The sequence below is a fragment of the Streptomyces nymphaeiformis genome (assembly GCF_014203895.1).
Taxonomy (GTDB): Bacteria; Actinomycetota; Actinomycetes; order Streptomycetales; family Streptomycetaceae; genus Streptomyces; species Streptomyces nymphaeiformis.
This window is the reverse complement of sequence record NZ_JACHJY010000008.1, coordinates 444915-468332: the sequence shown is the minus strand read 5'-3', so window position 1 is coordinate 468332 and position 23418 is coordinate 444915. Positions and strand designations below refer to the sequence as shown.

The 23418-nt window shown below is 72.0% G+C and carries 19 protein-coding genes and 1 tRNA gene; 14 read left to right on the top strand and 6 right to left on the bottom strand.

From position 1 onward, the window contains the following. Positions 1-20: 20 nt before the first annotated feature. The 5 genes from GGE06_RS28160 (at position 21) to GGE06_RS28140 (ending at position 4084) form a co-directional block, all read left to right on the top strand. Complete coding sequence (locus GGE06_RS28160) at positions 21-773, top strand: ParA family protein (protein ID WP_184932091.1); 753 nt, start codon at positions 21-23, stop codon at positions 771-773. Positions 774-781: 8 nt separating this feature from the next. Next, positions 782-1105, top strand: a complete 324-nt coding sequence (locus GGE06_RS28155) for a hypothetical protein (protein ID WP_184932090.1) — start codon at positions 782-784, stop codon at positions 1103-1105. A gap of 1151 nt (positions 1106-2256) precedes the next feature. Next, complete coding sequence (locus GGE06_RS28150; RefSeq protein WP_184932089.1) at positions 2257-2466, top strand: hypothetical protein; 210 nt, start codon at positions 2257-2259, stop codon at positions 2464-2466. Positions 2467-2627: 161 nt separating this feature from the next. Continuing rightward, on the top strand, positions 2628-2825 hold the full coding sequence (locus tag GGE06_RS28145; RefSeq protein WP_184932088.1) for a helix-turn-helix domain-containing protein: 198 nt from the start codon (positions 2628-2630) through the stop codon (positions 2823-2825). Between the two features lie 56 nt (positions 2826-2881). Further along, positions 2882-4084: a site-specific integrase gene (locus tag GGE06_RS28140; RefSeq protein WP_184932087.1), complete on the top strand. Its 1203-nt coding sequence runs from the start codon at positions 2882-2884 to the stop codon at positions 4082-4084. A 118-nt stretch (positions 4085-4202) separates the two neighbouring features. Here the strand turns inward: GGE06_RS28140 and GGE06_RS28135 are convergent. Both GGE06_RS28135 and GGE06_RS28130 read right to left on the bottom strand, forming a co-directional pair. Then, positions 4203-4276: transfer RNA gene (locus GGE06_RS28135), tRNA-Pro, on the bottom strand. 86 nt (positions 4277-4362) lie between these two features. Then, positions 4363-7017: an ATP-binding protein gene (locus GGE06_RS28130; protein WP_246532826.1), complete on the bottom strand. Its 2655-nt coding sequence runs from the start codon at positions 7015-7017 to the stop codon at positions 4363-4365. A 203-nt stretch (positions 7018-7220) separates the two neighbouring features. Here GGE06_RS28130 and GGE06_RS28125 point away from each other — a divergent pair, with 203 nt between their 5' ends. Beyond that, on the top strand, positions 7221-7805 hold the full coding sequence (locus GGE06_RS28125; protein ID WP_184932086.1) for a DUF309 domain-containing protein: 585 nt from the start codon (positions 7221-7223) through the stop codon (positions 7803-7805). On the opposite strand, the gene GGE06_RS28120 is transcribed toward GGE06_RS28125, so the two are convergent. After that, positions 7802-8173 (bottom strand): DUF488 domain-containing protein, encoded by a 372-nt coding sequence (locus GGE06_RS28120; protein ID WP_116157845.1) that lies wholly within the window; start codon positions 8171-8173, stop codon positions 7802-7804. The two genes, GGE06_RS28125 and GGE06_RS28120, sit on opposite strands and share 4 nt — an antisense overlap. Positions 8174-8226: 53 nt before the next feature. After that, on the bottom strand, positions 8227-8829 hold the full coding sequence (locus tag GGE06_RS28115) for a TetR/AcrR family transcriptional regulator (RefSeq protein ID WP_116157846.1): 603 nt from the start codon (positions 8827-8829) through the stop codon (positions 8227-8229). 200 nt (positions 8830-9029) lie between these two features. On the opposite strand from GGE06_RS28115, the gene GGE06_RS28110 reads away from it, so the two are divergent. The 7 genes from GGE06_RS28110 (at position 9030) to GGE06_RS28080 (ending at position 19648) form a co-directional block, all read left to right on the top strand. Continuing rightward, positions 9030-9947 carry a phosphatase PAP2 family protein gene (locus GGE06_RS28110; protein WP_246532793.1) on the top strand — a complete coding sequence of 306 codons (918 nt, stop codon included), beginning with the start codon at positions 9030-9032 and terminating at the stop codon, positions 9945-9947. Continuing rightward, on the top strand, positions 9944-11056 hold the full coding sequence (locus GGE06_RS28105) for a DMT family transporter (RefSeq protein ID WP_184932085.1): 1113 nt from the start codon (positions 9944-9946) through the stop codon (positions 11054-11056). Before GGE06_RS28110 ends, GGE06_RS28105 begins: the two co-directional genes overlap by 4 nt. A 96-nt stretch (positions 11057-11152) precedes the next feature. Continuing rightward, on the top strand, positions 11153-12166 hold the full coding sequence (locus tag GGE06_RS28100) for an SPFH domain-containing protein (RefSeq protein WP_116157848.1): 1014 nt from the start codon (positions 11153-11155) through the stop codon (positions 12164-12166). Then, positions 12163-13062, top strand: coding sequence for an NAD(+)/NADH kinase (locus GGE06_RS28095; RefSeq protein ID WP_116157849.1), 900 nt, complete (start codon positions 12163-12165; stop codon positions 13060-13062). Before GGE06_RS28100 ends, GGE06_RS28095 begins: the two co-directional genes overlap by 4 nt. Positions 13063-13216: 154 nt before the next feature. After that, positions 13217-14068, top strand: a complete 852-nt coding sequence (locus tag GGE06_RS28090) for a GNAT family N-acetyltransferase (RefSeq protein ID WP_116157850.1) — start codon at positions 13217-13219, stop codon at positions 14066-14068. A gap of 578 nt (positions 14069-14646) precedes the next feature. Continuing rightward, on the top strand, positions 14647-16413 hold the full coding sequence (locus GGE06_RS28085) for a S8 family serine peptidase (RefSeq protein WP_512701026.1): 1767 nt from the start codon (positions 14647-14649) through the stop codon (positions 16411-16413). A gap of 238 nt (positions 16414-16651) precedes the next feature. Next, positions 16652-19648, top strand: coding sequence for a helix-turn-helix transcriptional regulator (locus GGE06_RS28080; protein WP_184932084.1), 2997 nt, complete (start codon positions 16652-16654; stop codon positions 19646-19648). A gap of 182 nt (positions 19649-19830) precedes the next feature. Here GGE06_RS28080 and rox read toward each other — a convergent pair whose 3' ends face one another. Beyond that, the gene (gene rox / locus GGE06_RS28075; RefSeq protein WP_116157853.1) at positions 19831-21258 is read right to left on the bottom strand and encodes a rifampin monooxygenase; all 1428 of its coding nucleotides are present in this window, start codon (positions 21256-21258) and stop codon (positions 19831-19833) included. Positions 21259-21411: 153 nt separating this feature from the next. Further along, positions 21412-22221 (bottom strand): caspase family protein, encoded by an 810-nt coding sequence (locus GGE06_RS28070; protein WP_116157854.1) that lies wholly within the window; start codon positions 22219-22221, stop codon positions 21412-21414. 159 nt (positions 22222-22380) lie between these two features. Between GGE06_RS28070 and GGE06_RS28065 the strand changes: the two genes are divergently transcribed. Further along, positions 22381-23304, top strand: a complete 924-nt coding sequence (locus tag GGE06_RS28065) for a DNA/RNA non-specific endonuclease (RefSeq protein WP_184932083.1) — start codon at positions 22381-22383, stop codon at positions 23302-23304. The last annotated feature ends 114 nt before the right edge of the window (positions 23305-23418 follow it).

Here is a 23418-nt window from a genome sequence, read left to right as displayed (position 1 = left end):
TCGATGGATTTAACTTACCTATGGTTATCTCAATCGCATCCCAGAAAGGAGGTGTCGGAAAGACATCATCTACCATCTCGCTAGCTGCGGGGCTTGCCCGCAAAGGCAAGCGGGTTCTTCTCATCGATATTGACTCGCAGGCCAACAGCAGCAAGGTACTCCTGCAAAACTACCCACAGATATCCAAGCAGCAGACGGTTTTTGCGACCATCTTAGAACGCAGCCCGCTTCCAAGTCATGAAACCAGTGTCCCCAACCTCTCTATCGTCCCCTCGCACATCCTCCTTTCCAATACCGACGTTGAGCTTACGACCGCGATAGATCACCGGGAGGAGCGGCTCAAGAAGGAGCTTGATGCCGTTAAGGCCAACTATGACTATGTGTTCATTGACTGCCCCCCTACCCTGTCTTGGCTGACGATCAACGCCTTCACGGCTTCCGACAAAGTCATCGTCGTTGTTTCCCCTGGGTACTTCGAGCTTGATTCCATTGTCCAGATCAGCAGGACAATCAAAGAGGTCAAGGAGTACTTCAACGCTCGGCTTGAGCTTGCCGGGTTCCTCTTCACGATGAGCGACCCAACCGTAAACAGCAAGACGTCACTCCAGATCTTGCGCCAGACCTATACCGGATCAGTCTTCAACACGGTCATACCTCGTAACACCGACTTGCGGGATGCTCACTTCAACAAGCGGGACATATTCTCCTTCAATGCCAAGTCCACGGCCGCCCTTGCTTACAACAAGTTGATCGGCGAGCTGTTTCAAGTATGAGCAAAAAGTTGGACACTGACATCATCACGAACGAGCTTGAGGGTTCGGCGTTTTTCCCTAAGAAGCCGCAGCAGTTTGCGTCTTCTCTACCAGCCTCGTCTGTTCTAACGATCAAAGCGACCGCCCGACCGGGAGACGAACCGGCCGAGCGACGACCCGACCGCCCGACCGGGAAGCGCGTGCTGATTCGACGGGGATTTGAGTACGGTCAGGATCAGTTGACTACCTTGAAGAAGATATCCCTTCAGCAGCAGCTAGAGGGGGGCGACGGCAGTATGAGCGCAATGGTTCGAGAAGCGCTCGATGACTACTTCAAGAAGCGCAACCTCTAGGCAATTTCCACCAAAGTATTGGTCCCTCCGACCGCCCGACCGGGCGACGAGCCGGCCGAGCGGTCATCCGGCCGACTGACCGTACGGGACTATACAAGGCATTCTTCGATCTGCTTACATCAAATAGCAGACCAGGCAGCCGCCGTCTCCCCCGTTTTGGGGTTTGCGATTAAAGACGGACTAGCCTGCCGTGATCGAGTGACCGAGTAACCGAAGCAACGAGATCAATCCACCAAGTAGTGGATCGATCTAGGACGCTGGATATCACCAGCTAATCCGAGTTACCTCATCGACGTCCGCTGACGCGTATGGGCTTTTTTGAAAAGCGACGCGTCAGCGTCGATAGGGAAGCGAAGGGCAACGAGAGAACGAAGAGAACGGGGAATGGGGTAGCCACCAAGGGGGACCTTAGGGGGTTTCTTCGTCGTACCCAAAAACGGCATCGAGGCTAGCTTCGTGAACACGATCCTTGATCGATTCGTGTGTTCGAGCAGTTTTTGTACCCGGTTGGAGAGGCCGGGTGTCGTACCGTCTCAGGCCGGTACACCAACCGGTACACCAAAGAACGGTCAGTTGGAGCGTCCTACGGACGGTTGTAGCTGGAAGGAAGGGCCCCCTGACCAGCGGGTTCGGGGGATGGCAAGACGGGGGGAGTCAGCCGCACCTCGAAGGTTCCCCACAGCTCCCTGCGGTCGGTGGCGCGGCTGACTCCCCCCGTCCTCTCCACCTGCGCGCAAGAAGCAACCAGCCCTTCGGGGCGCACTGGTTCCGAGTCCACCCCCCAAGGGGGGCCACAGTGGCCACCCGACGGCATTCCTTCCAGACCTTCCTTCCGTCGGGGTGGCAATTGGCCGCTCACGCGGTGAACGGATCGCGTTGCGATCTTAAGAGCGACGGCGTCGCCGTAATGGAGCGCGGCTCGTTGTTGAGCAGGGGACTGGTGTGGCACGAGCCGGCCGCTGGGGGTTGCGGTTGTACTTATGCGTCTGCCTCCTCGCGCCTTCTGAAGATGTCACAGGCTGACGGTGCCGCGTGCAAGGCGGCCGTTGGCCCCGCTGCGGCGGCTCCGCTTTGCTTTGGCCTTGACGCGTCAGCGCACCCTGTGTGCGGTAAGGGCGTCGCGAGGAAGCGGCGGAAAGGAGGTGAGTGGTATGGAGTACACGATCATTCGGGTGTACCGAGTTGTGGCCGGTTCTCAGGCTGAGGCAACCGATCGGCTCATGGAGGCTTTTGAGAACGGTGTCCAGCGTGACTATCTCGCAGCGGACATCGTGAAACCTCACGATGAACCCAAGGTTTCGGCGATTCATCGACCCGTGTCTTGGTGGGCCTTGGCCCGGCGACAGCTTCTCGGTCGCTGAGTGGCCTGACGTGGCTGCGTCCGGTATCCACGGCTCGGATTCTTTGGCGGAATGTCCGATTTCGAATTCCTCGCGTCAAGCGTATATTTATATCATGGCGGAGGTAGTCCTGTCCCTAGCCAGAACCTCCTCCCCGCAGCGAGCCATCGAGGAGGGTTCGTATGCCCCACAGTCTCCATGAAATCCGCTCGTGGGCAGCCACTTGTGACGTTGCCAAGGCTGCCGAGGCGCTGGGTATTTCAAAGTCTCACCTGTACGAGTTGATCAAGCGGGAGCAAGTCCCTTTTCGGGTTGTCGCCTTTGGCAACCGCTACCGGGTCATTACCGCATCGCTCATCCGTTATCTGGAAGCCACTTGAGCAGGAGGGGATAGGGGATAGCCGGTGGGGGGCTTAGTTATAAGAAGGTGTTTGTGATGGGCGATCCGATCACGAAGATCACGCTCAAAAACGGAACGACCCGATACCGGTTCGTCACCGACGGCCCGAGACAAGCCAACGGCAAAAGGCGACAGATTCGCAAAACCTACGACACGAAGAAGCAGGCTCGGGACGAGCTCGCCCGCATTCGGCATCAGTCCACCACCGGCACGTTTGTGATACCAAGCAAAATCACGGTTGACGAGTTGCTTAATCTGTGGCTCAAGAGCGCTACCCGAGGGGTGGAGGAAGCGACCGCCTCAAACTACGACAATGCGATCCGCCCTGCACGGTTGTTTCTTGGAGACAAGCGGCTTCAGCTACTCACCGAGGAGGACGTCGAAGAATTTGTTGACTGGATGCTGACTCGCGGGCGCCAACGCGGCGGAAAGCCGGGGAGTGGTCTTGGCCTTCGATCAGTGCGACTCACCCTTGGCCGGCTGCGCTCGGCACTTACCCTTGCGGTTCGTCGTGGCTGGGTCGCCCGCAATGTTGCTGAGCACGTCCGCGTCTCCCGTGACGCGGTGCGAAAAGCAACCCAGGCAGATGCGAAACGTCGGCCGTGGGACGAGACGGAGGTCAAGGCCTTTATCGAGGCCACCAAGAGCGATCGTCTGTTTGGCGTGATGCTTCTGACCCTTATTGCCGAGCGTCCCGCCGAAGTGTGTGGAACCCGCTGGGAAGAGGACGTCGATCTCACCGGGGCTGGCACTATCGCGGTGGGGAATACCCGCACCATCGTCTACGACCGGAGCCTGCCGAAGGGGTCGCGCAACAAGGTCGTTGAGAAGGACCCCAAGACCCGAAACGGCAGGAGGGTGCTGCCGCTGCCCAAGCCGCTGCAAGCAGCGCTCCTCACCTTCCACGACCGCCAGGTCGCGGAGAGGCTTGCTGCGGGGGAAGCGTATGAGGGCACCGGCTACGTCGTCGTTGACGAGCTGGGTCGACCGTTCAAGACGGACAAGCTCCGCCGCGAGGCCCACCGGCTGATGGCCCAGGCCGGCGTCCGCAAGGTGCGTCTCTACGACGCCCGCCACGCGTGTCTCTCATGGATGGCCAACAACGGCGTTCCCGACACGGTCGTCTCCGCGTGGGCGGGACACAGCGACTTGTCCTTCACCAAGCGGGTCTACGTCCACCCCGACCCGCAGAGCCTCAAGGCCGGTTCGGACAAGCTCGGGGAGCTGCTCGCCAGCTGAGAAAGATCCACTGCGTCTGTGACGAAATGTGACACGGCCGCCCCAGAGAACGAACAAGAGCCCTGCCTCACCGAAGTGAGACAGGGCTCTGATCTGCGACTACGAGGCGAACCTCTAGTCGGGACGACAGGATTTGAACCTGCGACCCCTTGACCCCCAGTCAAGTGCGCTACCAAGCTGCGCCACGTCCCGGTGCTCGTCTCCGCGGGGTTTGTCCCGCGTCGCCGTGCAGGGAAAACATTACCTCACTCCGGAGGGTGGTGAGGACACACGGGCTGTCACACCTCCGAGGTCAGGGGGTCGACGCCGCAGGTGGCGGCCAGGGCGGCGGCTTCGGCGAGGGCGGTCGCGTCGCCGGTGGCGTGGGCGAGGTCGAGGCGGGCGCGGGCTTCCTCGTAGCGGGACGGCGACGCAGCGAGGTGCTCGACCGCCTGCTCCAGGAGGCGGCGGGACTCGGCGGGGTCGTCCGCGAAGAGGGCCAGGCAGCGGAAGGCCTCGCCGAGGGCGGTGTGCGTGCCGAGGCGCTCCGCGTGGCCGTGGGCCTCGCGGGCGATCCGGGCCCCGCGCTCCGGGTCGGTGGGCGCGAGGGCGCGGGCGAGGTCGAGCGGCCAGGGGGCCCACACGATGTGGTGGCGGCCCCGGACGGTCAGGGCCTCGGCCGCGCCTTCCAGGGTGGAGACCGCTTCCTCGGTACGGCCTTCGGCGAGCAGCAGCCGGCCGAGGACGCTGGGGCCGTCGGGCAGCACGATCGCGCCCGGCCAGGGCGGGCCGAAGGAGTACCGGTCGGCGACGGTCCGCGCCTCGGCCGTACGGCCCCGGGCGACGAGGGTGTCGACGAGGAGGCAGGCGGTGTCCCAGTGGACGGGGAGGCCGTCGCCGACGCGGTCGGCGAGCCGGAGTCCCTCCTCCAGGTGGTGCTGGGCGAGCGGCAGGTTGCCGCGCCGGCGGTGGACCAGGCCCAGGAGGGCGCGGGCGAAGGCGAGGTGGGCGCCGCTCCAGCCGGAGATCTCGAAGGCGCGCACGGCCTCGGTGAAGAGGGCCTCGGCCCGGTCGGGACGGTCGGCGAAGGCGTACGCGATGCCGGTCAGGGACGGGATCTCGAAGCCCCACTCCTGGTCGGTCCAGCTGAGGCCCCGGGCCGGTGCGCCGTCGACGAGGGCGAGGTCGCAGAGCCGTACGACCTCGGCGGCGGGTTCGCCGCGCATCATCGCGTCGAAGCCGCGGACGGTGATGAGGGCCCGCTCGGAGTTGTCGGCCCCCGTGAAACCGGCGGTGAGCTCGGCGAGGCGGCGGGAGCGGTCCGGTCCGTCCGCCTCGGCCGCCTGGAACCCCTCGTACATGAAGTGCGCGCCCTGGAGGCGTCGTCGGCCGGTGCCGGGCGGCGTCCGGGCGTGTTCGACGGCGGCGGCCCTGGCGGCCTCCTGGAGCTGGTTGTTGTGGGCGAGGGCCTGGGTGAGCCGGAAGGTCGCGTCGATGCGCAGGTCGTCGTCGAGGCCGGGCAGGTCGAGCGCGGAGCGCAGGTGGCCGACGGTGGCGGCGGGCGCGGTGAGCAGGGAGGAGCAGCCGAGTTCGTACAGGACCCTGGCGTACGTGTCGGGGCCGGGCGGCTCGATGAGGGCCCGCTCCAGGCAGCGGCGGGCCGCGTCGGGGGCTCCGACGGCGAGGTGTTCGACGGCGGCGGCCCGCAGCCCGCTCACGACGTCCTGGTCGTCGTCGGGGTGCACTTCGAGGAGGTGGCGGGAGACGGCGGCCGGGCCGCTGCCCGCCTGGGTGAGCGCCCAGGCCGCGCGCCCGTGCATGGCGGTCCGCATCGCCGCGGGCACCGAGCCGTACACGGCCGTCGCGATGAGCGGATGCGTGAACTCCAGCGGCGGGACGGGCACGAGGGCCAGTCCGTTCCGGCCGTTCGTCGGGGCCGTCACGATCCTGGCGGCGCGGAGGAGTTCGGTGTCCTCGGCGACCTGCTTCTCGCTCATGCCGGTGAGGGCCGCGAGGAGCTCGGGCGTGCTGTCGGTGCCGAGGACGGCGGTCGCCCAGGCGAGGCGGGTCGGGCCGCTGCCGAGTTCTTCCAGGCGGGCGACGAGGCCGCCGCCGCGGCTCCCGGCGCCGAGGTCGCGGAGCTGGCCCGCGGAGCCCGCGACGGGTTCGAGCATCCGGTCGCGGGCCTTGGCGAGCAACTCGACCGTCTCGTACGGATTGCCGGAGGTCACCGTCCACAGCTCGCGGCAGAACGGCTCGTCCGCGTGCCCGCCGAGCACGTCCCGGGCGAGCTCGGCGGTGGCTCCGGAGGTGAGGGCGTTGAGGCCGAGGGTGAGGACGGCGCGGTCCGCGAGCGCGGCGAGCGTCGCGGGCGCGCCGGGCCCCTGCGGCTCCCTTACGAACGGGCGGTGGGCGAGGACGACGAGGACGGGCAGCCGGTGGTCGCGCCGGGTCCGGGTGAAGGTGTCGAGCCAGGCCAGGGACTCGGCGTCGGACCAGTGGACGTCGTCCACGAGCAGCACCGGGGGCCGGTCCCGCAGCCGGTCCGCGAGGCGGTCGAGGAGCCGGGCGAGGCCGAGCAGCACGCCCTGCGGGTCGGCGGGCGCGTCCGAGGACGGCGGGGCGATCCCCAGGGCCGGGGCCAGGAGGTCGAAGTGGTCGCCGAAGAGCTTCCGCACCTCGTCGGCGCCGAAGCCGTCCAGGGCGGGCTGGAGCAGCTGGCGGGTGAGGTGGAAGGGCACGGAGGTGAGCGTCTCGCCGCCGCGGGCGGTCAGGACGGTGCAGCGGTCCCGGGCGGTGCGGTGTATCTCGGCGAGCAGCGCGGTCTTCCCTATGCCCGGTTCGCCCCGGTAGACGAGTATCCCGCCGCGCCCGGGGCCGCCCGCCGTGGCTCCGGCGACGAGTTCGTCGACGGCGTGGGCGGCCGCGGCGAGCTCCGGGCCGCGTTCGAGCAGACCGCCCCGATCCGCGTCGGAGGCATCCGGCGCGAACGGCGTTGCGGGCGGCGACTGTTCGGGATCCGTCGGCACCGGTGACTCACTCCCCACACACGAACTGTTGGTCATGACGCTACCGGTCTCACCACCCGCGCGGACCGGAACAGCGCCGGACCGACGAGCCTAGCGCCCGTGATCGTCCGGGGGGCGACAATGGACGGGTGAACCGGACAACGGGTGACGATGGCGGGCACGGCGAGGGCGGCGGCAGGGACCGCGACGAGGCCGGGCGCGCCCGCAGCGCCCGCCCGCGCGACGGGCTCGGCCGTCCGCTGCCGTACGGGGCGGAGGGCGTGCCCCGGCAGCCCGAGGGGGTCGTCCGCGGGCCCGACGAGACCCTGCGCGAGGCGCAGCGGCTGCTCGACGCGGGGATGCCCTTCCATGCGCACGAGGTCTTCGAGGACGCCTGGAAGTCCGGCCCGGAGGCGGAGCGGGACCTGTGGCAGGGACTCGCCCAGCTCGCCGTCGGCCTGACGCACGCGGCCCGCGGCAACACGGCGGGCGGCGCCCGGCTGCTGCGGCGGGGCGCCGACCGCCTGGAGGGCGCGACGCCCGGACCTGACGGCGCGTACGGGATCGATGTCGGCGGACTCGTGGCGTGGGCGAGGAAGTTGGCCGGGAGGATCGAGGGGACCGAAGGGGCCGAGGGGGCCGAGGGGGCCGAAGGGGCCGACGGGGCCGACGCCGGGGGCCGGGTGGTGGACGCCGCGGCCGAGGCGCCCCGGCTGTGCCCGCGCCCCGCCTAGGACGCGTTCAGTTCGCGTTGCAGGACGGACGTATGGCTGACCGACGGGTCCTTCGCGGCCGTCAGGAGGGTGACGGTCCGCTCGGCGGCGAGGTCCCGGAGACGGTCGAGCGCGACGGCGGCCTCCGGGGCGTCCAGCTCGGCCTCGTAACGGCGGCAGAACTCCTCGTACTCGCCCTCGGGGCCGTGGTACCAGCGGCGGAGTTCGGTGGACGGGGTGAGCGCCTTGGGCCACTCGTCCACGTGGGCGTCCGTCTTCTTGAGGCCGCGCGGCCAGAGCCGGTCGACGAGGACGCGTACGCCGTCGTCGGGTGACGGGTCGTCGTAGACGCGGCGGACGCGGACGGCGGGGGTGCTTGCGGCGGCCATGGCTCCAGGGTGCAGGACGGAGTCGGGCCCGCCTTCCCCGACGCGCCCGGGGCTCAGCCCTCGACGCGCAGCGCGGGGAGGAGGACGGCGTCGACGAAGGTGCGCATGGTCGAGGCGTCCGCGAAGCGCTCCTCGAAGAGCCGCTCGATGCGGAGCATGCCCATGAAGCAGGGCGCGACGAATCCGATCGCCGGGTTGTCGGCGTCGAGCTCGCCGCGCTCGACCGCCCGCGCCAGGACGGCGTCGAGAGCCGCGACCTCGGGGGCGATGACGGTCTCGCGGAGGGCGGCGCGCAGGTCGGGGTGCTGGATGAAGGCCTGGGCGACGGCCTCCATCAGCTCGGCGTCCCGCTCGCGGTGGGAGGCGGCGATGCGGGCGGCCTCGCGCAGGTCGCCGGCGAGGGTGCCGGTGTCGATGCCGGCGAAGACGACGCAGCGGCGCTGGGCGAGGGCAGCGGTCACGAGCTGGGGTTTGGTGCCCCACTGCCGGTAGAGGGTGGCCTTCCCGCACTTGGTGCGGGCGGCGACGCCCTCCATGGTCACCGAGTCGTATCCGCCCTCGCGGAGAAGGCGGAGCACGGCGTCGTAGAGCTCCGTCTCGCGCTCCGGCGTGATCTTGCTGCGACGGGCTGCGGCGGTCGCGGCCTCTGTGGACATCGATCCTCCCGGACACCTCTGTCTCTGCACATACGAGAGTAGGGGGTGCACAATCGAGACGCAAACGTATCGAGACGCTTGCGTCTCGATGAATTCGGATCTAGGCTCACTCCGTTTGTTGCCGATTTGACGGATTAGAGGGCCGCGCGATGGCTGTCGGGATACGCGGGATACGAGTGCCACGTCCTGCAGGACCGGGGATGCCTCCTACCCCCGGCCCCGCCGGGCACGACGGGGCCGGGGAGGACGCGGGAGCCGCTTCCGCTTCCGATCCCGAACCGGAGTCGGAGCCGGAGCTTCAACCGGGACCGGCGTCCGCGCGGACGTCCGCGCCGGCATCCGCACCCGAGCCCCCGGCCGCGCCCGCGGCCGCCCGGCCGCCCCTCCTGCGCGAGCTCACGCTCGTCACCGCGCTCTTCCTCGTCTACAAGTTCGGCCGGCTCTTCGCCAACGGCCACGAGACCCGCGCCTTCCGGAACGCCGACCGCGTCTGGGACGCCGAGCGGGCACTCCACCTGCCGGGCGAGGGAACGATCCAGCAGCTGCTCCTGCACGGCGAACCGCTGATCCGGGCGGCGAACACGTACTACGCGGCCGTGCACTTCCCGGCCACCCTCGCCTTCCTCGCCTGGCTGTACTGGCGCCGCCCCGCGCACTACCTGTGGTCGCGCCGGGTGCTGGCCCTCCTCACCGGCGCCGCACTCGCACTGCACCTCCTGATGCCGCTCGCCCCGCCCCGGATGCTCGCGGCCTCCGGGCTCGTCGACACGGCCCGCGTCTACGGCCCCTCCGTCTACGGGGCGGTGCCGGAGACCGACTCGATGGCGAACCAGTTCGCGGCCATGCCGTCGCTGCACTTCGGCTGGGCCCTGATGGTCGCGATCGGCCTGATCGCCGCCACCCGGTCCCGCTGGCGGGTGCTCTGGCTGCTGCACCCGCTGCTGACCCTGCTCGTCATCGTCGGCACCGCCAACCACTACTGGTTCGACGCGCTCGCCGCCGCCGTCCTCCTCGGCCTCGCGCTGCTCGTCGTCCGCGCCCCCGGCCACCGGACGGCACCCCCACCCGTATCCCGCCCGCTCGGTGCGGCGCCCCTCCCGGTCGGAGCCCTGCGATGAACCCCGCCGCCGGCACCGCGCTCGCGGTGCTCCTCTCCCTCGTCTCCGCCGCCGGGTACGCGCTCGCCGCCGTCGCCCAGTCCCGGCTCGCCGCCGCCTCCCCCGCCGCCCCCGACGGGCGCGGCGCGCTGCGCGCCCTGCTCGCGCGCGGGCAGTGGTGGTGGGCGGTCGGCCTCAACGCCGCCGGAGCCCTCGCCCACGTGGCCGCCCTCCACTACGGGCCGCTGACGCTGGTCCAGCCGCTCGGCGCGCTGACGCTCGTCGCGGCGCTGCCGCTCGGTGCGTACTGCGCGCGGCGCCGGGTGACCCGTACCGAATGGCGCGGGGCCCTGTGGACCCTGGGCGGACTCGTCGGACTCGTCGCCGTGACCGGGCCGACGGCCCCCGGCGAGGCGCTCAGCCTGCGCGAGTCCCTGATCGTCGCCGCGTCCACCGCGTTCCTGATCGCCGCACTGGCCTCCGGGCGGCTGCGCGGGTCCGGCGGCCCCGCCGCGCGCGGGCTCGGGCACGCCACGGCCTCCGGGATCGCCTCGGGCGTCGCCTCGGCGCTCACCCAGACGCTGACGGCCGCGCTCGCGCTGGACCTGCCCGGCACCGAGCCGACCTGGTGGCAGACCGCGCTCCTCGCGGTGCTGATATCCGCCTTCGCGAGCGGTGGCCTGCTGCTGTCCCAGGCCGCCTACCGGGGCGGGCTCGCGGCGCCGCTGGCCGTCGTCAACCTCTCCAACCCGGCGGCCGCCGCGGTCATCGGCGTGGCCCTGCTGGGCGAGACCTTCCGCGCGGGCGCGTGGGGCTGGCTGGTCGCGGCCGGCGCCTCGCTGGTCGCGGCGCGGGGCGTGGTGCTGCTGACGAAGGGCGGGCCGGCGGCGGAGCCCGTACCGGCGACGGTGACCGCCGCTTCGGGCTCGGCGCCGGCCTCACCGGTCGGGGAGGCGCTCCTCTCGGCCGTACCGGTCAGGGAGGCCCCCCTCTCGGCCGTACCGGTCGGGGAGGCGCTCCTCTCGGCCGTACCGGCACCGCCCGCCGCCCCGGAGGCGCGGCCCGCACCCCGCACGACCGGCCTCGGCTCACCGGAGAGCGATCCGGTGCCGGCGCCGGTCGCGGGGTGAGGGCGGCGGCCGCGTCGATCACGACTCTTTATTCGTCATCTTGACGACAATGATTCGAGCCCCCTATCGTCAACATGACGACAAGGGGGCATTTCCATGGCTGACATCACCCGGCGGCTCGGCTGGCGCCATCTCCGTTCCGCGCCCACCGCCCACATCCGCCACCAGCGCCGCGGACGGCTCGTCCACGACGGCGCGGGGCTGAGCTTCTGGTTCCGGCCGCTCACCGCCGCCCTCTCCGAGGTTCCGGTCAACGACCGCGAACTCGCGATGGCCTTCCACGCCCGCACGGCGGACTTCCAGGACGTCAGCGTGCAGTCGACCGTCACGTACCGGATCGGCGACCCCGGCGCGGCGGCCACCCGCCTCGACTTCTCCATCGACCCCGACACGGGCGCGTGGCGCGGCACCCCGCTCGAACAGCTCGCCACCCTCCTCACCGAGACCGCCCAGCAGCACGCCCTCCACGTCCTCGCCCGCACCACGCTCGCCGCCGCGCTCGTCGACGGCGTGGCGGCCGTACGCGACCGCATCGCGGCCGGACTCGCCGCCGAGCCGCGCCTCCCGGACACCGGCATCGAGGTCGTCGCCGTGCGCGTGGTCGCGATCCGCCCCGAGCCCGAGGTCGAGCGGGCCCTGCGCACGCCCGCGCGCGAGCAGATCCAGCAGGAGGCCGACCGGGCCACGTACGAGCGGCGCGCGGTCGCCGTCGAACGGGAACGGGCCATCGCCGAGAACGAGCTCGCCAGCAAGATCGAGCTCGCCCGCCAGGAGGAGCGGCTCGTCGAACAGCGCGGCACCAACGCGCGGCGCGAGGCCGAGGAGAACGCGGCCGCCGACGCGGTACGGGCCGAGGCCGAGGCCGTACGGAAGGTACGGCTGGCCCAGGCGGAGGCGGAGGCCGCGCGGGAGGTCGGCGAGGCGCGCGCCGGAGCGCAGTCCGCGTGGCTGCGCGCCCACGCGGAGGCCGACCCCGCGACCCTGCACGCCCTGGCCGTGAACCGGGCGGCGGAGAACCTGCCGCGCATCGAGCACCTGACGCTCTCCCCGGACGTCCTGACCGGTCTGCTCGCCAGGCTCGGCGGCGGCGAGGGCGGGGCGCGGCCGTGAGCCTCGCGCCGCGCGCGGTGCTCGTGCACCGGACCACGGAGTACGAGGAGCTGCTCGCCCGGCACGGGACGCACGGGCAGGCCGCGTTCTTCCTCGCCGCGCGCGGGCGCTCCGTCGACGCGGTGCGCGAGCGGCACGAACACAACCGGGCGGCGCTCGCCGAGGTGGCGGGCGCGGTGCCGCTGACGTGGCGCCAGACGCGCGTGGAGCGCGCCGACCTGGACCGGTTCCTGTTCGGGCCCGAGGACGTCGTCGTCGTGGTCGGACAGGACGGGCTGGTCGCCAACGCGGCGAAGTACCTCACCGGGCAGCCCGTCATCGGCATCGACGCCGACCCCGGGCGCAACCCGGGCGTCCTCGTCCGGCACCGGCCGGACCGGGCGCGGCGGCTGCTGCCGTACGCGGCGGGGGCCGGTGCGGCCGTCGACGAGCTGACGATGGTCGAGGCGGTCACGGACGACGCACAGCGGCTCCTCGCGCTGAACGAGATCTACGTCGGCCCGGCGGGGCACCAGACCGCCCGCTACACGCTCGGGCTCGACGGCACGGACGTCCCGGCCGAGCCCCAGGCCTCGTCGGGCGTCCTGGTCGGCACGGGGACGGGCGCGACGGGCTGGCTCCGGTCCCTGTGGGAGCAGCGCTCCAGCACGCTCGCCCTGCCGGCGCCGGCGGACGCGCGGCTCGCCTGGTTCGTCCGCGAGGCCTGGCCGTCACCGACGACCGGCACGACGCTCGTCGAGGGCCTCCTGGGGGCGGGGCGGGGCCTGCGCCTCACCGTCGAGTCGGACCGCCTGGTCGCCTTCGGCGACGGCGTCGAATCGGACGCCCTGGAACTGACGTGGGGCCAGACGATCCACCTGACGGTGGCGACGTCCCGCCTGCGCCTCGTCCACTGAACGACGCCCCGGTTGCGGGCCCGCCCCGGCCAAGTCGCCGCGCGGCCGGAATCCGTCGGTCGTGGTGCGGCGTGGCGTTATGCTCGGCGCGCTTTGCCCGGGTTGGTTCCGACGCTCGGGCATCCGCCCGCTCCCGGCCGTCGAAGGACACCCCATGAGTTCGCTCTCCGTCTCGTCCGCCACCCCGCAGGAGTGGGCGCTCGTGCGGTCCTGGGCCGCCGAGGAGGGGTGGAACCCCGGGCTCTCCGACGTCCCGGCCTTCTTCGCCCAGGACCCCGCCGGTTTCTTCCTCGGCCGCGTCGCCGGGGAGCCGGTCTCCGCCATCTCGGTCGTCAACTACGACGACTCCTACGCCTTCCTCGGCTTCTACCTCGTCCGTCCCGAACTCCGCGGCCTCGGCCACGGACTGGCCACCTGGCGGGCCGCCCTCGCCCACGCCGGCGGCCGGGCCGTCGGGCTCGACGGGGTGCCGGCGCAGCAGGACAACTACCGTCGCTCCGGCTTCACCACGGCCTACCGCACCGCCCGGTACGCGGGCGAGGTCCCGGCCCCCGACCGCCCGGTGGCCGGCGTGGTGGCCGCCGACCGGGTCGATCCGGCCGCGCTCGCCGCGTACGACAGCGCCTGCCACCACGCCGACCGGCCCCGGTTCCTGGGCACCTGGCTGTCCACTCCCGGCCATCGGGCGCTGGCCCGTGTGGTCGACGGACATTTGACCGGATACGGGCTGGTTCGTCCCTGCGAGGACGAGGCGCGTGTGGGGCCGCTGTTCGCGGACACCCCGGCGGACGCGGCCGCCCTCCTCGACGGGCTCGCCGCCGAGGCGCGGGAGTTCGGCGCGGCCCGGATCGCGGTCGACATGCCGGAGGCGAACCCGGCGGCGGCCCGGCTGGCCCAGGAGCGGGGTCTGGAGCCGACGTTCGAGACGGCCCGGATGTACACGGGCCCGGTCCGCCCGGTGGCCCGGGGCCGCGTCTACGGCGTCACGACCCTCGAACTCGGCTGACCCCGCCGCACCACCCCGAGACCCGAGACCACGTCTACAGGGTCACCACCGTCGAACTCGGCCGACCCGCCACACCACCCCGAGACCCGAGACCGCACCCTCGGGGTCACCGCCCTCCACCTCGGCCGACCCCGCCACACCACCCCGAAGCCCGGCACCGCGTCCTCGGGGTCGCCGCCCTTCAACTCGGCCGCTCCCGCCGCTCCCCGGACCACCCTCCCCGCAACCCCCACCACCCCCCGAGGGGTGACAAGGGTTTTCCCCGTATCGGGTTCACCCCCCCGTTCCCTACTGTCCTCCACACCGGCAGATATCATCCCCCGACCGCACCATGACAGGTGCATGCGGAGGGTGCCATCCGCCGCTGACGGCCTTGACCCGGGCCGTCGCGCCGGTGGCGGCGCACGGGCCCCCCACGCCCAGGGAACGGCGGACGCGACCCCACTTCGCCCCGTGCGTCCCGCGCCGCCGCCACTGCTCCGCAGTTACGTCGTACTCGAAAGGGCCACACCTTGAACGGTTCCAGGCGGAGAGTCATATCCGTGGTCGCGAGCGCCGCGATCCTCGGTGCCGCTGCCATGACTTCCGGGGCGTTCGCCGCAACCCCGGTCGCTGCCACCCCGAAGCCGGTTCCGGCTTCGCAGACGATGCGGGCCCTTCCCAAGGCCCCCGTCGAGAAGGTGATCGTCACCTACAAGAGCCGGACCGCCGAGGCCGGTTCCAACACCGCCGCGAAGAGCGACGCGGCCGAGAAGGCCGCGCAGACGGGCGAGAAGCTCTCCTTCGAGCGCCGCCTCGCCGGCGGTGGCGCCCTGGTGAACCTGGGCGGCAAGGCGACCAAGCAGGACGTGACCGAGGTCATGAACGCGTTCCGCGCCGACCCGTCCGTCGCCTCGGTCGAGCCCGACATCCGCGCCTACGCGATGGCGGTCGCCCCGGACGACACCGACTACGCCAAGCAGTGGGACCTCTTCGAGCCCACCGGTGGCATGAACGTTCCTGCCGCCTGGGACAAGGCGACCGGCTCCGGCGTCACCGTCGCCGTCATCGACACCGGCTACGCCGCCCACTCGGACCTGGCGTCCAACGTCGTCTCCGGCTACGACTTCATCTCCACCGCCGCCGACGCCCGCGACGGCAACGGCCGCGACGCGGACGCGAAGGACGAGGGCGACTGGAACGCCACCGACGGGGAGTGCGGCACCGGCTCCACGGCCTCCAACTCCTCCTGGCACGGCACCCACGTGGCCGGCACCATCGCCGCCGTCACGAACAACACCAAGGGCATCGCGGGCATCGCGTACAACGCGAAGATCCAGCCCGTGCGCGTGCTCGGCAAGTGCGGCGGCTCGTCCTCCGACATCGCCGACGCCATCACCTGGGCCTCCGGCGGCACCGTGCCGGGCGTCCCGGCCAACCCGACCCCGGCCAAGGTCATCAACATGAGCCTGGGCGGCGCGAGCGCCACCTGCCCGAGCGTCTACCAGACCGCGATCAACGGCGCCGTCTCGCGCGGCACCACCGTCGTCGTCGCCGCGGGCAACAGCAACGCCAACGCCTCCGGCTTCACCCCGGCGAACTGCACCGGCGTCATCACGGTGGCGTCGACCAACCGCGCCGGCGCCCGGTCGTACTACTCCAACTACGGCACGATCGTGGACGTGGCCGCCCCCGGTGGCGAGACCCGCAACGCCACCGACACGCCCGGCACCGTCACCACCCCCGAAAACGCGATCTACTCGACGCTGAACTCGGGCCTGACGACCCAGTCGACCGAGACGTACAAGCCCTACCAGGGCACCTCGATGGCCGCGCCGCACATCGCCGGTCTCGCCGCCCTCCTGAAGTCGGCCAAGAGCACGCTCACCCCGGCCGACATCGAGTCGACGATCAAGGCCAACGCCCGCCCGCTGCCCGGCACCTGCACCGGCGGCTGCGGCACCGGCATCGCCGACGCCGCGAAGTCCGTGAACGCGGTCCTCAACACCACCCCGCCGTCCGGCACCGTCTTCACCAACGCGACGGACGTGGCGATCCCCGACAACACCACCGTGTCGTCCTCGATCGCCGTCACCGGCCTCACCGGCAACGCGCCCGCCACCCTCAAGGTCGCGGTGGACATCAAGCACACCTGGCGCGGAGACCTGGTCGTCGACCTGGTCGCCCCCGACGGCACGGTGCGCAACCTGAAGGCCTCGTCCTCCTCGGACAGCGCCGACAACGTCCTGGCCACCTACACGGTCGACGCGTCGAGCGAGGTCGCCAACGGCACCTGGAAGCTCCAGGTCCGCGATGTGGCCTCGGGTGACACCGGCTACATCGACTCTTGGAGCCTCACCTTCTGACGCTCCGCCCGCACCACCTCTGAACCACCCCCCACAACAGCATCATTGCTGGTCAGCGACGCGCCCGTGGTCTACACCACTGGCGCGTTCTGGCGTTGTGGGAGCACCGTGGGAGCGCGCCCGCACCGGGCCCCCTGTCCGTATGCCGGACACAAGGCCTGGACTGTGCCCGTGGGCTCCGTATCCTCTGCGCACGGGGTTCATGGGCCGGGCCCCGAGGGGCCGGAGGTGGTGGACAGTGACGACAGCTCCGCAGAGCCCTGCCCCGGTGGGCCGGGGGGAGCTCCTCACCCGACTGGAACGCGCCCTCCACGCCCGTGGCCGCGCGCTGCTGACCGGGCCCGCGGGCGTCGGCAAGACCGAGGTCGCGCTCGCCGAGGCGGCCCGCGCGGAGGCGCGCGGCGAGACCGTGCTGTGGCTCGCGACCCTGCCGTCCGACCGCGAGATACCGGGGGCGGCCGCCGCCGCGCTCGTGGCCTCCGTGGCGGCGACGGTCACCTGGCCGGGGCTCGGCACGAGCCGTCCCGAACCGCCCGCCCGCACCGTCCCCGCCGCCGAGGCGCATGCGGCCGGAACCGACCCGACCACCGAGCCGTACGGGGCCGCAGCCCCCGGCGCGCTCACCTCCGGGATCCTCACCGCGGGCGTGCTCGACTCCGGGATCTTCTCCTCCGGCGTCTTCGACCAGCTGCCGGGCCCCCAGCGCACGGCCGTCGCCATGCTCTGCCGCGAGGCGCCGATCGACGCCGGCGGCTGGGACCCGATCGCGCTGCGCCTCGGCATCGCCCGGATCCTGCGCGCCCTGACCTGCCGCGGCCCGGTGCTGCTCGTCGTCGACGGGGTGCAGCACATCGACGCGGACAGCGCGGACCTGCTGCGGTTCGCCCTCCATCTGGCCCCGCCCTCGCTGCGGGTGGTGGCGGTGGAGACCCCGGAGCCGTACGCGGAGGCCCACGAGCCGTACCGCGAGGGCCACCGTGCCGAGGACCCGCACGCCGCGCACCTGTGGGTGCCCTCCGAGGCGGACGTGCTGCGCGTCCCGCCGCTGCACGCCGACGAGATCGCCGAACTCCTCATCCACCACCGACTGCCCTCCCGGATGGCCGGCCGCATCCACCGCGCCAGCGGCGGCAATCCGCGGCTCGCGCTCGCGGTGGGCCGCTCCCTCGCCGACGCGCGGACCCCCGTGCACCACGCCGAGGCGCTGACGCTGTCCGGGCGCGCCCGCGACCTCGCCCGCCAGCTCCTGGGCGCCGCGCCGCCCGCCGTACGCGAGACGCTGCTGCTCGCCGCACTCGCGCTGCGCCCCTCGGCCACGCTGGTCCGCCGCGCCGGGCGGCCCACCGCGGAGGCTGACCTCGCCGCCGCCGAGCGGGCCGATCTGGTGTCGCTGTCCGAGGACGGCTCGGTGACCTTCACCGCCGGGCTGCTGCCCTCGACCCTTGTGCACGACGCCTGCTGGGCCGAGCGGAGCGCCGGGCACGCCGCGCTCGCGGAGGTCGTGGACGACCCCGTCGAGGCCGTACGGCACCGGGCCCTCGCGACCGAGCGGCCGGACGAGGAGCTGGCCGCCGAGGTCGCGGCCGCCGCGGACCTGGCCCGGCGGCGCGGGAACAGCGCGCTCGCCGCCGAACTCGCCCTGCTCGCCGCCGAGTCGACGCCCGGCCGGCACGGGACGCGGCGGATCGCGCGGCTCGTCGACGCCGCCGAGGAGGCCGCCCGCGCCGCCCGCGCCGACCTCGCGATGCGGGCCGCCACCGATCTGCTCGCCCGCGACGCGGTGCCGTCCGACCGGGTCAGGGCGCGACTCGCCGTGCTCGACACGGCCGGCCAGGGGCTCACCGGCCTCGACGAGATGTACGTCCACGCCATGGAGGACTCCGAGGGGGACACCGCCCTGCGGGCCGCCGTGCAGCTGCGACTGGCCGTCAAGTACGTGCTCGCGGACGGCGATCCGGAGCGCTCGCGGACGGCGGCGGTCGAGTCGGCCGCGCTGGCCGCCTCGATGGGCGATCCCCGGCTCGCGGCGCAGGCGCTGACCGTGCAGGCGCGGATGGAGCGGGCCCTCGGCTCGCCGGACGCCGAGGCCGTGCTCGCGCAGGCGCGCGGGCTCGAGCTGGCCGAGCGTCCGCTCGGCATCCGCAACGCCGCCCAGATCCTGACGATCCGTCACGCCCTGTTCGACGACCGGCTCACGGACGCGCGCGACGAGCTGAACGCGCTGCTTCCGCTGGTCCAGCGGCGCGGCTCGGTGGAGGACACGATCGAGCTGTTCTCCACGCTGGCCGCGATCGAGTCCCGCCGGGGCGCCTGCGCGGCCGCGCTGTCGCACGCGGGGCAGTCCCTCGCGCTCACCCTGGAGGCGGGCCTCTCCCCCGGCCCCGCCTGGTACACGCTCGCGCTCGCGGAGACGGCCGGCGGCAGCTTCGCGCGCGCCGCGAGCTACGCCCGCCGCAGTGTGCAGGCCTCGGAGGAGGAGGGCGACCGCGTCTTCCTCTCCCGCAGCCGGTACGCGCTCGGTCGGGTCCAGCTGATCACCGGTGACATCGCCACCGCCCTGGAGACCCTGCGGCGGGTCCAGGCCGACGAGCGCGCCCAGTCGACGGTGGACCCCTCGATGCTGCGCTGGCACGAGGAGCTGGCCGAGGCTCTGCTCGCCCAGGACGCGGGCGACGAGGCCCTGGCGCTCCTGGCGGAGGTCAGGCCGGTGGCGGAGCGCCTGGGCCGGTCCACGGTCCTGCTCGGCTGCGACCGGGCGTACGCCCTGTGCCTGGCGGCGGAGGGGCGGACCGACGAGGCGGCCGAGCTGCTCACCCGTACGGCCGAGAGCTTCGGCCGGGCCGGGCTGCCCCTTGAGCGGGGGCGGGCACTGATCGCCCTGGCCCGGGTCGAGCGCCGCCGCCGGCGCCGGTCGGCGGCGCAGACCGCCCTGCACGAGGCGGCGTCGGTGTTCGAGCGGGCCGGGGCGGCCCCGTGGCTGGCCCTGGCGAGCGAGACACCGGCGGGCGAGGGCGCGGGACCCGGTGCCGGGGTCGAGGAGTCGGTGCCCGCCCTCTCCTCCCTGACGGAGGCGGAACTGCGCCTGGCCCGTCTGGTGGGCCAGGGCGCGAGCAACCAGGAGGCGGCGGCGAAGCTGTACCTGAGCGTGAAGACGGTCGAGGCCCGCCTGACCCGCATCTACCAGAAACTCGACGTCCGCTCCCGCGCCCAACTGGCCACGGCCCTGCGCCCCTGACGTGTGACGGTACGCCGCCCCCGGCAGCCGTCCCGCCCGGCACCCGCACGACCGCCCCCTCCGGCCGGGTCCGGACACCCCGCACCCCCCGAGGCCCAGCACACGACAGGCCCGCGCCGAAGCGCCCGGAGGGGCGGGGTCCCGGCCGACCGGACCCCGCCCCTCCGGGGCAACGCACACCATCAGGCCGTGGGCGTGCCGAACCACTCCCGCAGGACGCCGGCCAGGTTCTCCTGGTCCTCGCCCACCCAGACGACGTGGCCGTCCGGCCTCAGCAGTACGGCGGGGGCGTCCAGTTCCTCACTGACGTCGACGACGTGGTCGACGCGGTCCGCCCAGCCCTCCGCCGAGAGCCGGCCCGTCTGGTCCAGCAGCAGACCGCGGCCGCCGTGCGTCAGCTCGTACAGCCGTCCCCGCTTCAGCGTCAGGTCCCGCAGCCGCCGGCCGAGGAGTTCGTGGCCCTCGCCGAGGTCGTAGCGGACGTCGACGGCGGTGATCAGGCCGGTCACGTACCGGTTGACCTCCTCGAACTCCATCAGCTCCGAGAGGAGCTTGCGCAGCGCCGTCGCCCCGGGGTCGGTGCCGAGCAGCGTCATCTGCGCGCGGGTGTTCTCCACCACGCGGGCCCCGACCGGGTGCCTTTCGGACTCGTACGTGTCGAGCAGCCCCTCGGGCGCCCAGCCGGCGACCGCGGCGGCCAGCTTCCAGCCGAGGTTGAACGCGTCCTGGATGCCGAGGTTGAGGCCCTGGCCGCCGGTCGGCGGGTGGACGTGGGCCGCGTCGCCGGCCAGGAACACCCGGCCGACCCGGTAGTGCTCGGCCTGCCGGGTGGCGTCGCCGAAGCGGGACAGCCAGCGCGGCGAGTGGACGCCGAAGTCGGTGCCGGCGAAGGCCCGCAGCCGGGTCTTGAAGTCGTCGAGGGTCGGCGCGACCGTGCGGTCCTCGGCCACCCCGTCGGCGGGCACGATGACGCGGTACGTGCCGTCCCCGAGGGCCTTGAGGCCGAACCGCAGCTGGGTCTTCTGGACCTCCGCGACGGCGGCGGCGATCGTCTCCTCGTCGGCGGTCGCCTCCATGTCGCCGAGGAGCGTCTCGACGGTGGCGGGCTCGCCGGGGAAGGCCACGCCGAGCAGCTTGCGGACCGTGCTGCGGCCGCCGTCGCACGCCGCGAGGTAGCGCGAGCGCAGCTCGGTGCCGTCCGCGAGGGTGACGGTCACGCCGTCCTCGTCCTGTGCGACGCCGACCACTTCGGTGCCGCGCCGGATCTCCGTGCCGAGTTCGAGGGCGCGCTCGTTCAGCAGCCGCTCGGTGACCGGCTGCGGGGTGGCGAGGCCGTACGGGTGGGCCGTGTCGAGCCGCTCGGGCCACGGCTTCATCACGCCGCCGTAGAGGCCGCCGACCGAGAACCTCTCGCTGACCGCGGTGAACCGCTCCAGGAGGCCCCGCTGGTCCATCATCTCGACGCTGCGGGCGTGCAGGCCCTGCCCCCGGGACTCCTTCGTCGGCTCGGCGAGCCTCTCCAGGACGACCACGCGCACGTCGTGCAGCCGCAGTTCGCTCGCGAGCATCAGGCCGGTCGGTCCGCCGCCGACCACGATCACGTCAAACATTCAGTACGCCCCGTTTCCGCAGTTCCTTGCTTCGAGCGGAGATTCTGCGTCAGGAAGGGGGCCTTGCCGCAAGGCCCCCTGTGCGCTATACCTTGAGAGTGGCAAGGAGAGGTCTTCCCTCCTTGCCTCTGTTGTTTTCGGGCCTCGGTCCGCTCAGACGGTGAACGGCCGCTGGTTCAGGAAGTCCGGCGACGGCGTGCCGGTCACGTAGAGGTTCGGGCTCTGGCTCGGGGGCAGCCGGTGCTGGATGTGCCGGTGGAAGGTGCGGTAGTCGCCCCGGAACGAGCCCTCGTCCCACACCTGGAGCAGGGCCCCGGTGAAGGCGCCGTTGACGTCGCCGTCGGAGGCGACCTGGTTGTCCTGGCAGGCCGAGACGAGCAGCGCGTCGTGTCCCCTCCCGTCGGCGGGGGCGTCCTTCGCCAGGGTCCGCTGGAGCTCTTCGAGATAGGGCCGGTCGCGCTCGTAGAGCTGCCGCTGCCGCGGCTCCGGCATGTAGCGGCCCGTGCTCTCGTCCGGGCCTCCGCCGGGGAGTTCGATGCTGCTGCCGCTGTGGCAGCAGTCGAGGAGGGCGACGATCCGTACGTCGTCGGCGAAGGCGCGGAAGGCCTGCGCCACCTCGTCGTCGAGGAACTGGCGGTCGTAGAGGACGAGGGTCTCGTCGAGTGCGTCGGGTTCGTCGTCGGAGCCGGTGACGTCGGGGACCTGGCCGCCGTGGCCCGAGTAGGTGAAGAGCAGGATGTCGCCCGCGACCAGCCGGGCGGCGGCCTCGTGGAGCACGGAGGTGATGTTGGCGGTCGTGCCGTCCGGGGTGAGCAGGGTGGTGGCTTCGAAGCCCGCGGTCCTGGCCAGCCGCGCCATGTCGTGGGCGTCGTTCTCGCAGGCGTTCAGGGTGCCGTCCCAGCCCTCGTACCGGGCGGGGTCGACCTGGTTCAGTCCGACGTGCAGGGAGAGTCCGGTGGCCATGGGGTGCCTCCTGGTGCGGAAGGGAGGGATGCCGGGGCGGGGGACGGCCGGGGGCCCGGGATGCCGGGCGGCCGGTCTCCCGGGGACGCCGGGGCGGCTGATCGAGTGGCCTGCGGTCCCGTGCCGAGCGCGACCCCCTCCACGCGGTACTTACATCGTATGAATCCTTCCGATCCCCCGCTCTCCTCCGATCCCCCGCTCTCCTCCGGCCCTCCGTCCCCTCCCGCCTCGCCCGGTGCCCGCCGTGCCGCCCTCGCCGGCCGGACCGGCTACGACGAGACCTTCCTCGGCCCCGTCGTGCCGCTGGCACTCCCGGTCCGGAACACGGTCGAGACGGTGATCCTGCCGTACACCCACTTCACCGTGGTCTTCCGGCCCGACCGGCGGCTCGCGGCGTCGACCGCGGTCTGCATCGAGGGGGGTCAGCTCCTGGAGGACGTGCCCCGGGAGGACGTCTGGGAGTTCGATCCCCGGCTGCCGGAGGAGCAGCAGGCCGGCGAGGAGATCTACCGGAACAACAGCCTCGACCGGGGCCATCTGGTCCGCCGGCTCGACCCGGTCTGGGGCGCCCCGGCCGTGGCCTCCCTGGCCAATACGGACACCTTCCACTTCACCAACGCCGCGCCCCAGGCCGACGTCTTCAACCAGGGCAGGGAGCTCTGGCAGGGCCTGGAGAACTATCTGCTCGACCACGCCGCCGAGTACGACCGGAAGCTCGCGGTCCTCACGGGCCCGGTGCTCCAGGACTCCGATCCGCCCTACCGGGGGCTCCAGGTGCCGATGCGGTTCTGGAAGGTGGCCGCGTTCATCCAGGACGGGGCGCTCGCCGCCGCCGCGTACGTCCTCGACCAGAGCCCCGACCTGAGTCGGGACGCGGAGCGGGCCCTCGCCGGGGCGACGGCCGGTGCGCCGCCGCCGCTGGGCCCGTTCCGGACGTACCAGGTGCCGGTCTCGGACGTCGCGGAGATCACGGAACTGGAGTTCGGTCCGCTGCCGGACGTGGACGTGATGCCGGTGTTCCGTGCTCCGGAGGAGCGCTGGCGGCGCCTGGAGTCGTACGCGGACATGGTGCTGCACCCGTGACCCCGGCGGGCCCCGGGGCAGCGATTGCGACCGTTCCCGGCCGGTGAAACGATGAGAGGGATCAGCCAGTTCGTCTGGCCTCGACCGGTCACGTCCGGTCACGACTGATCTCGT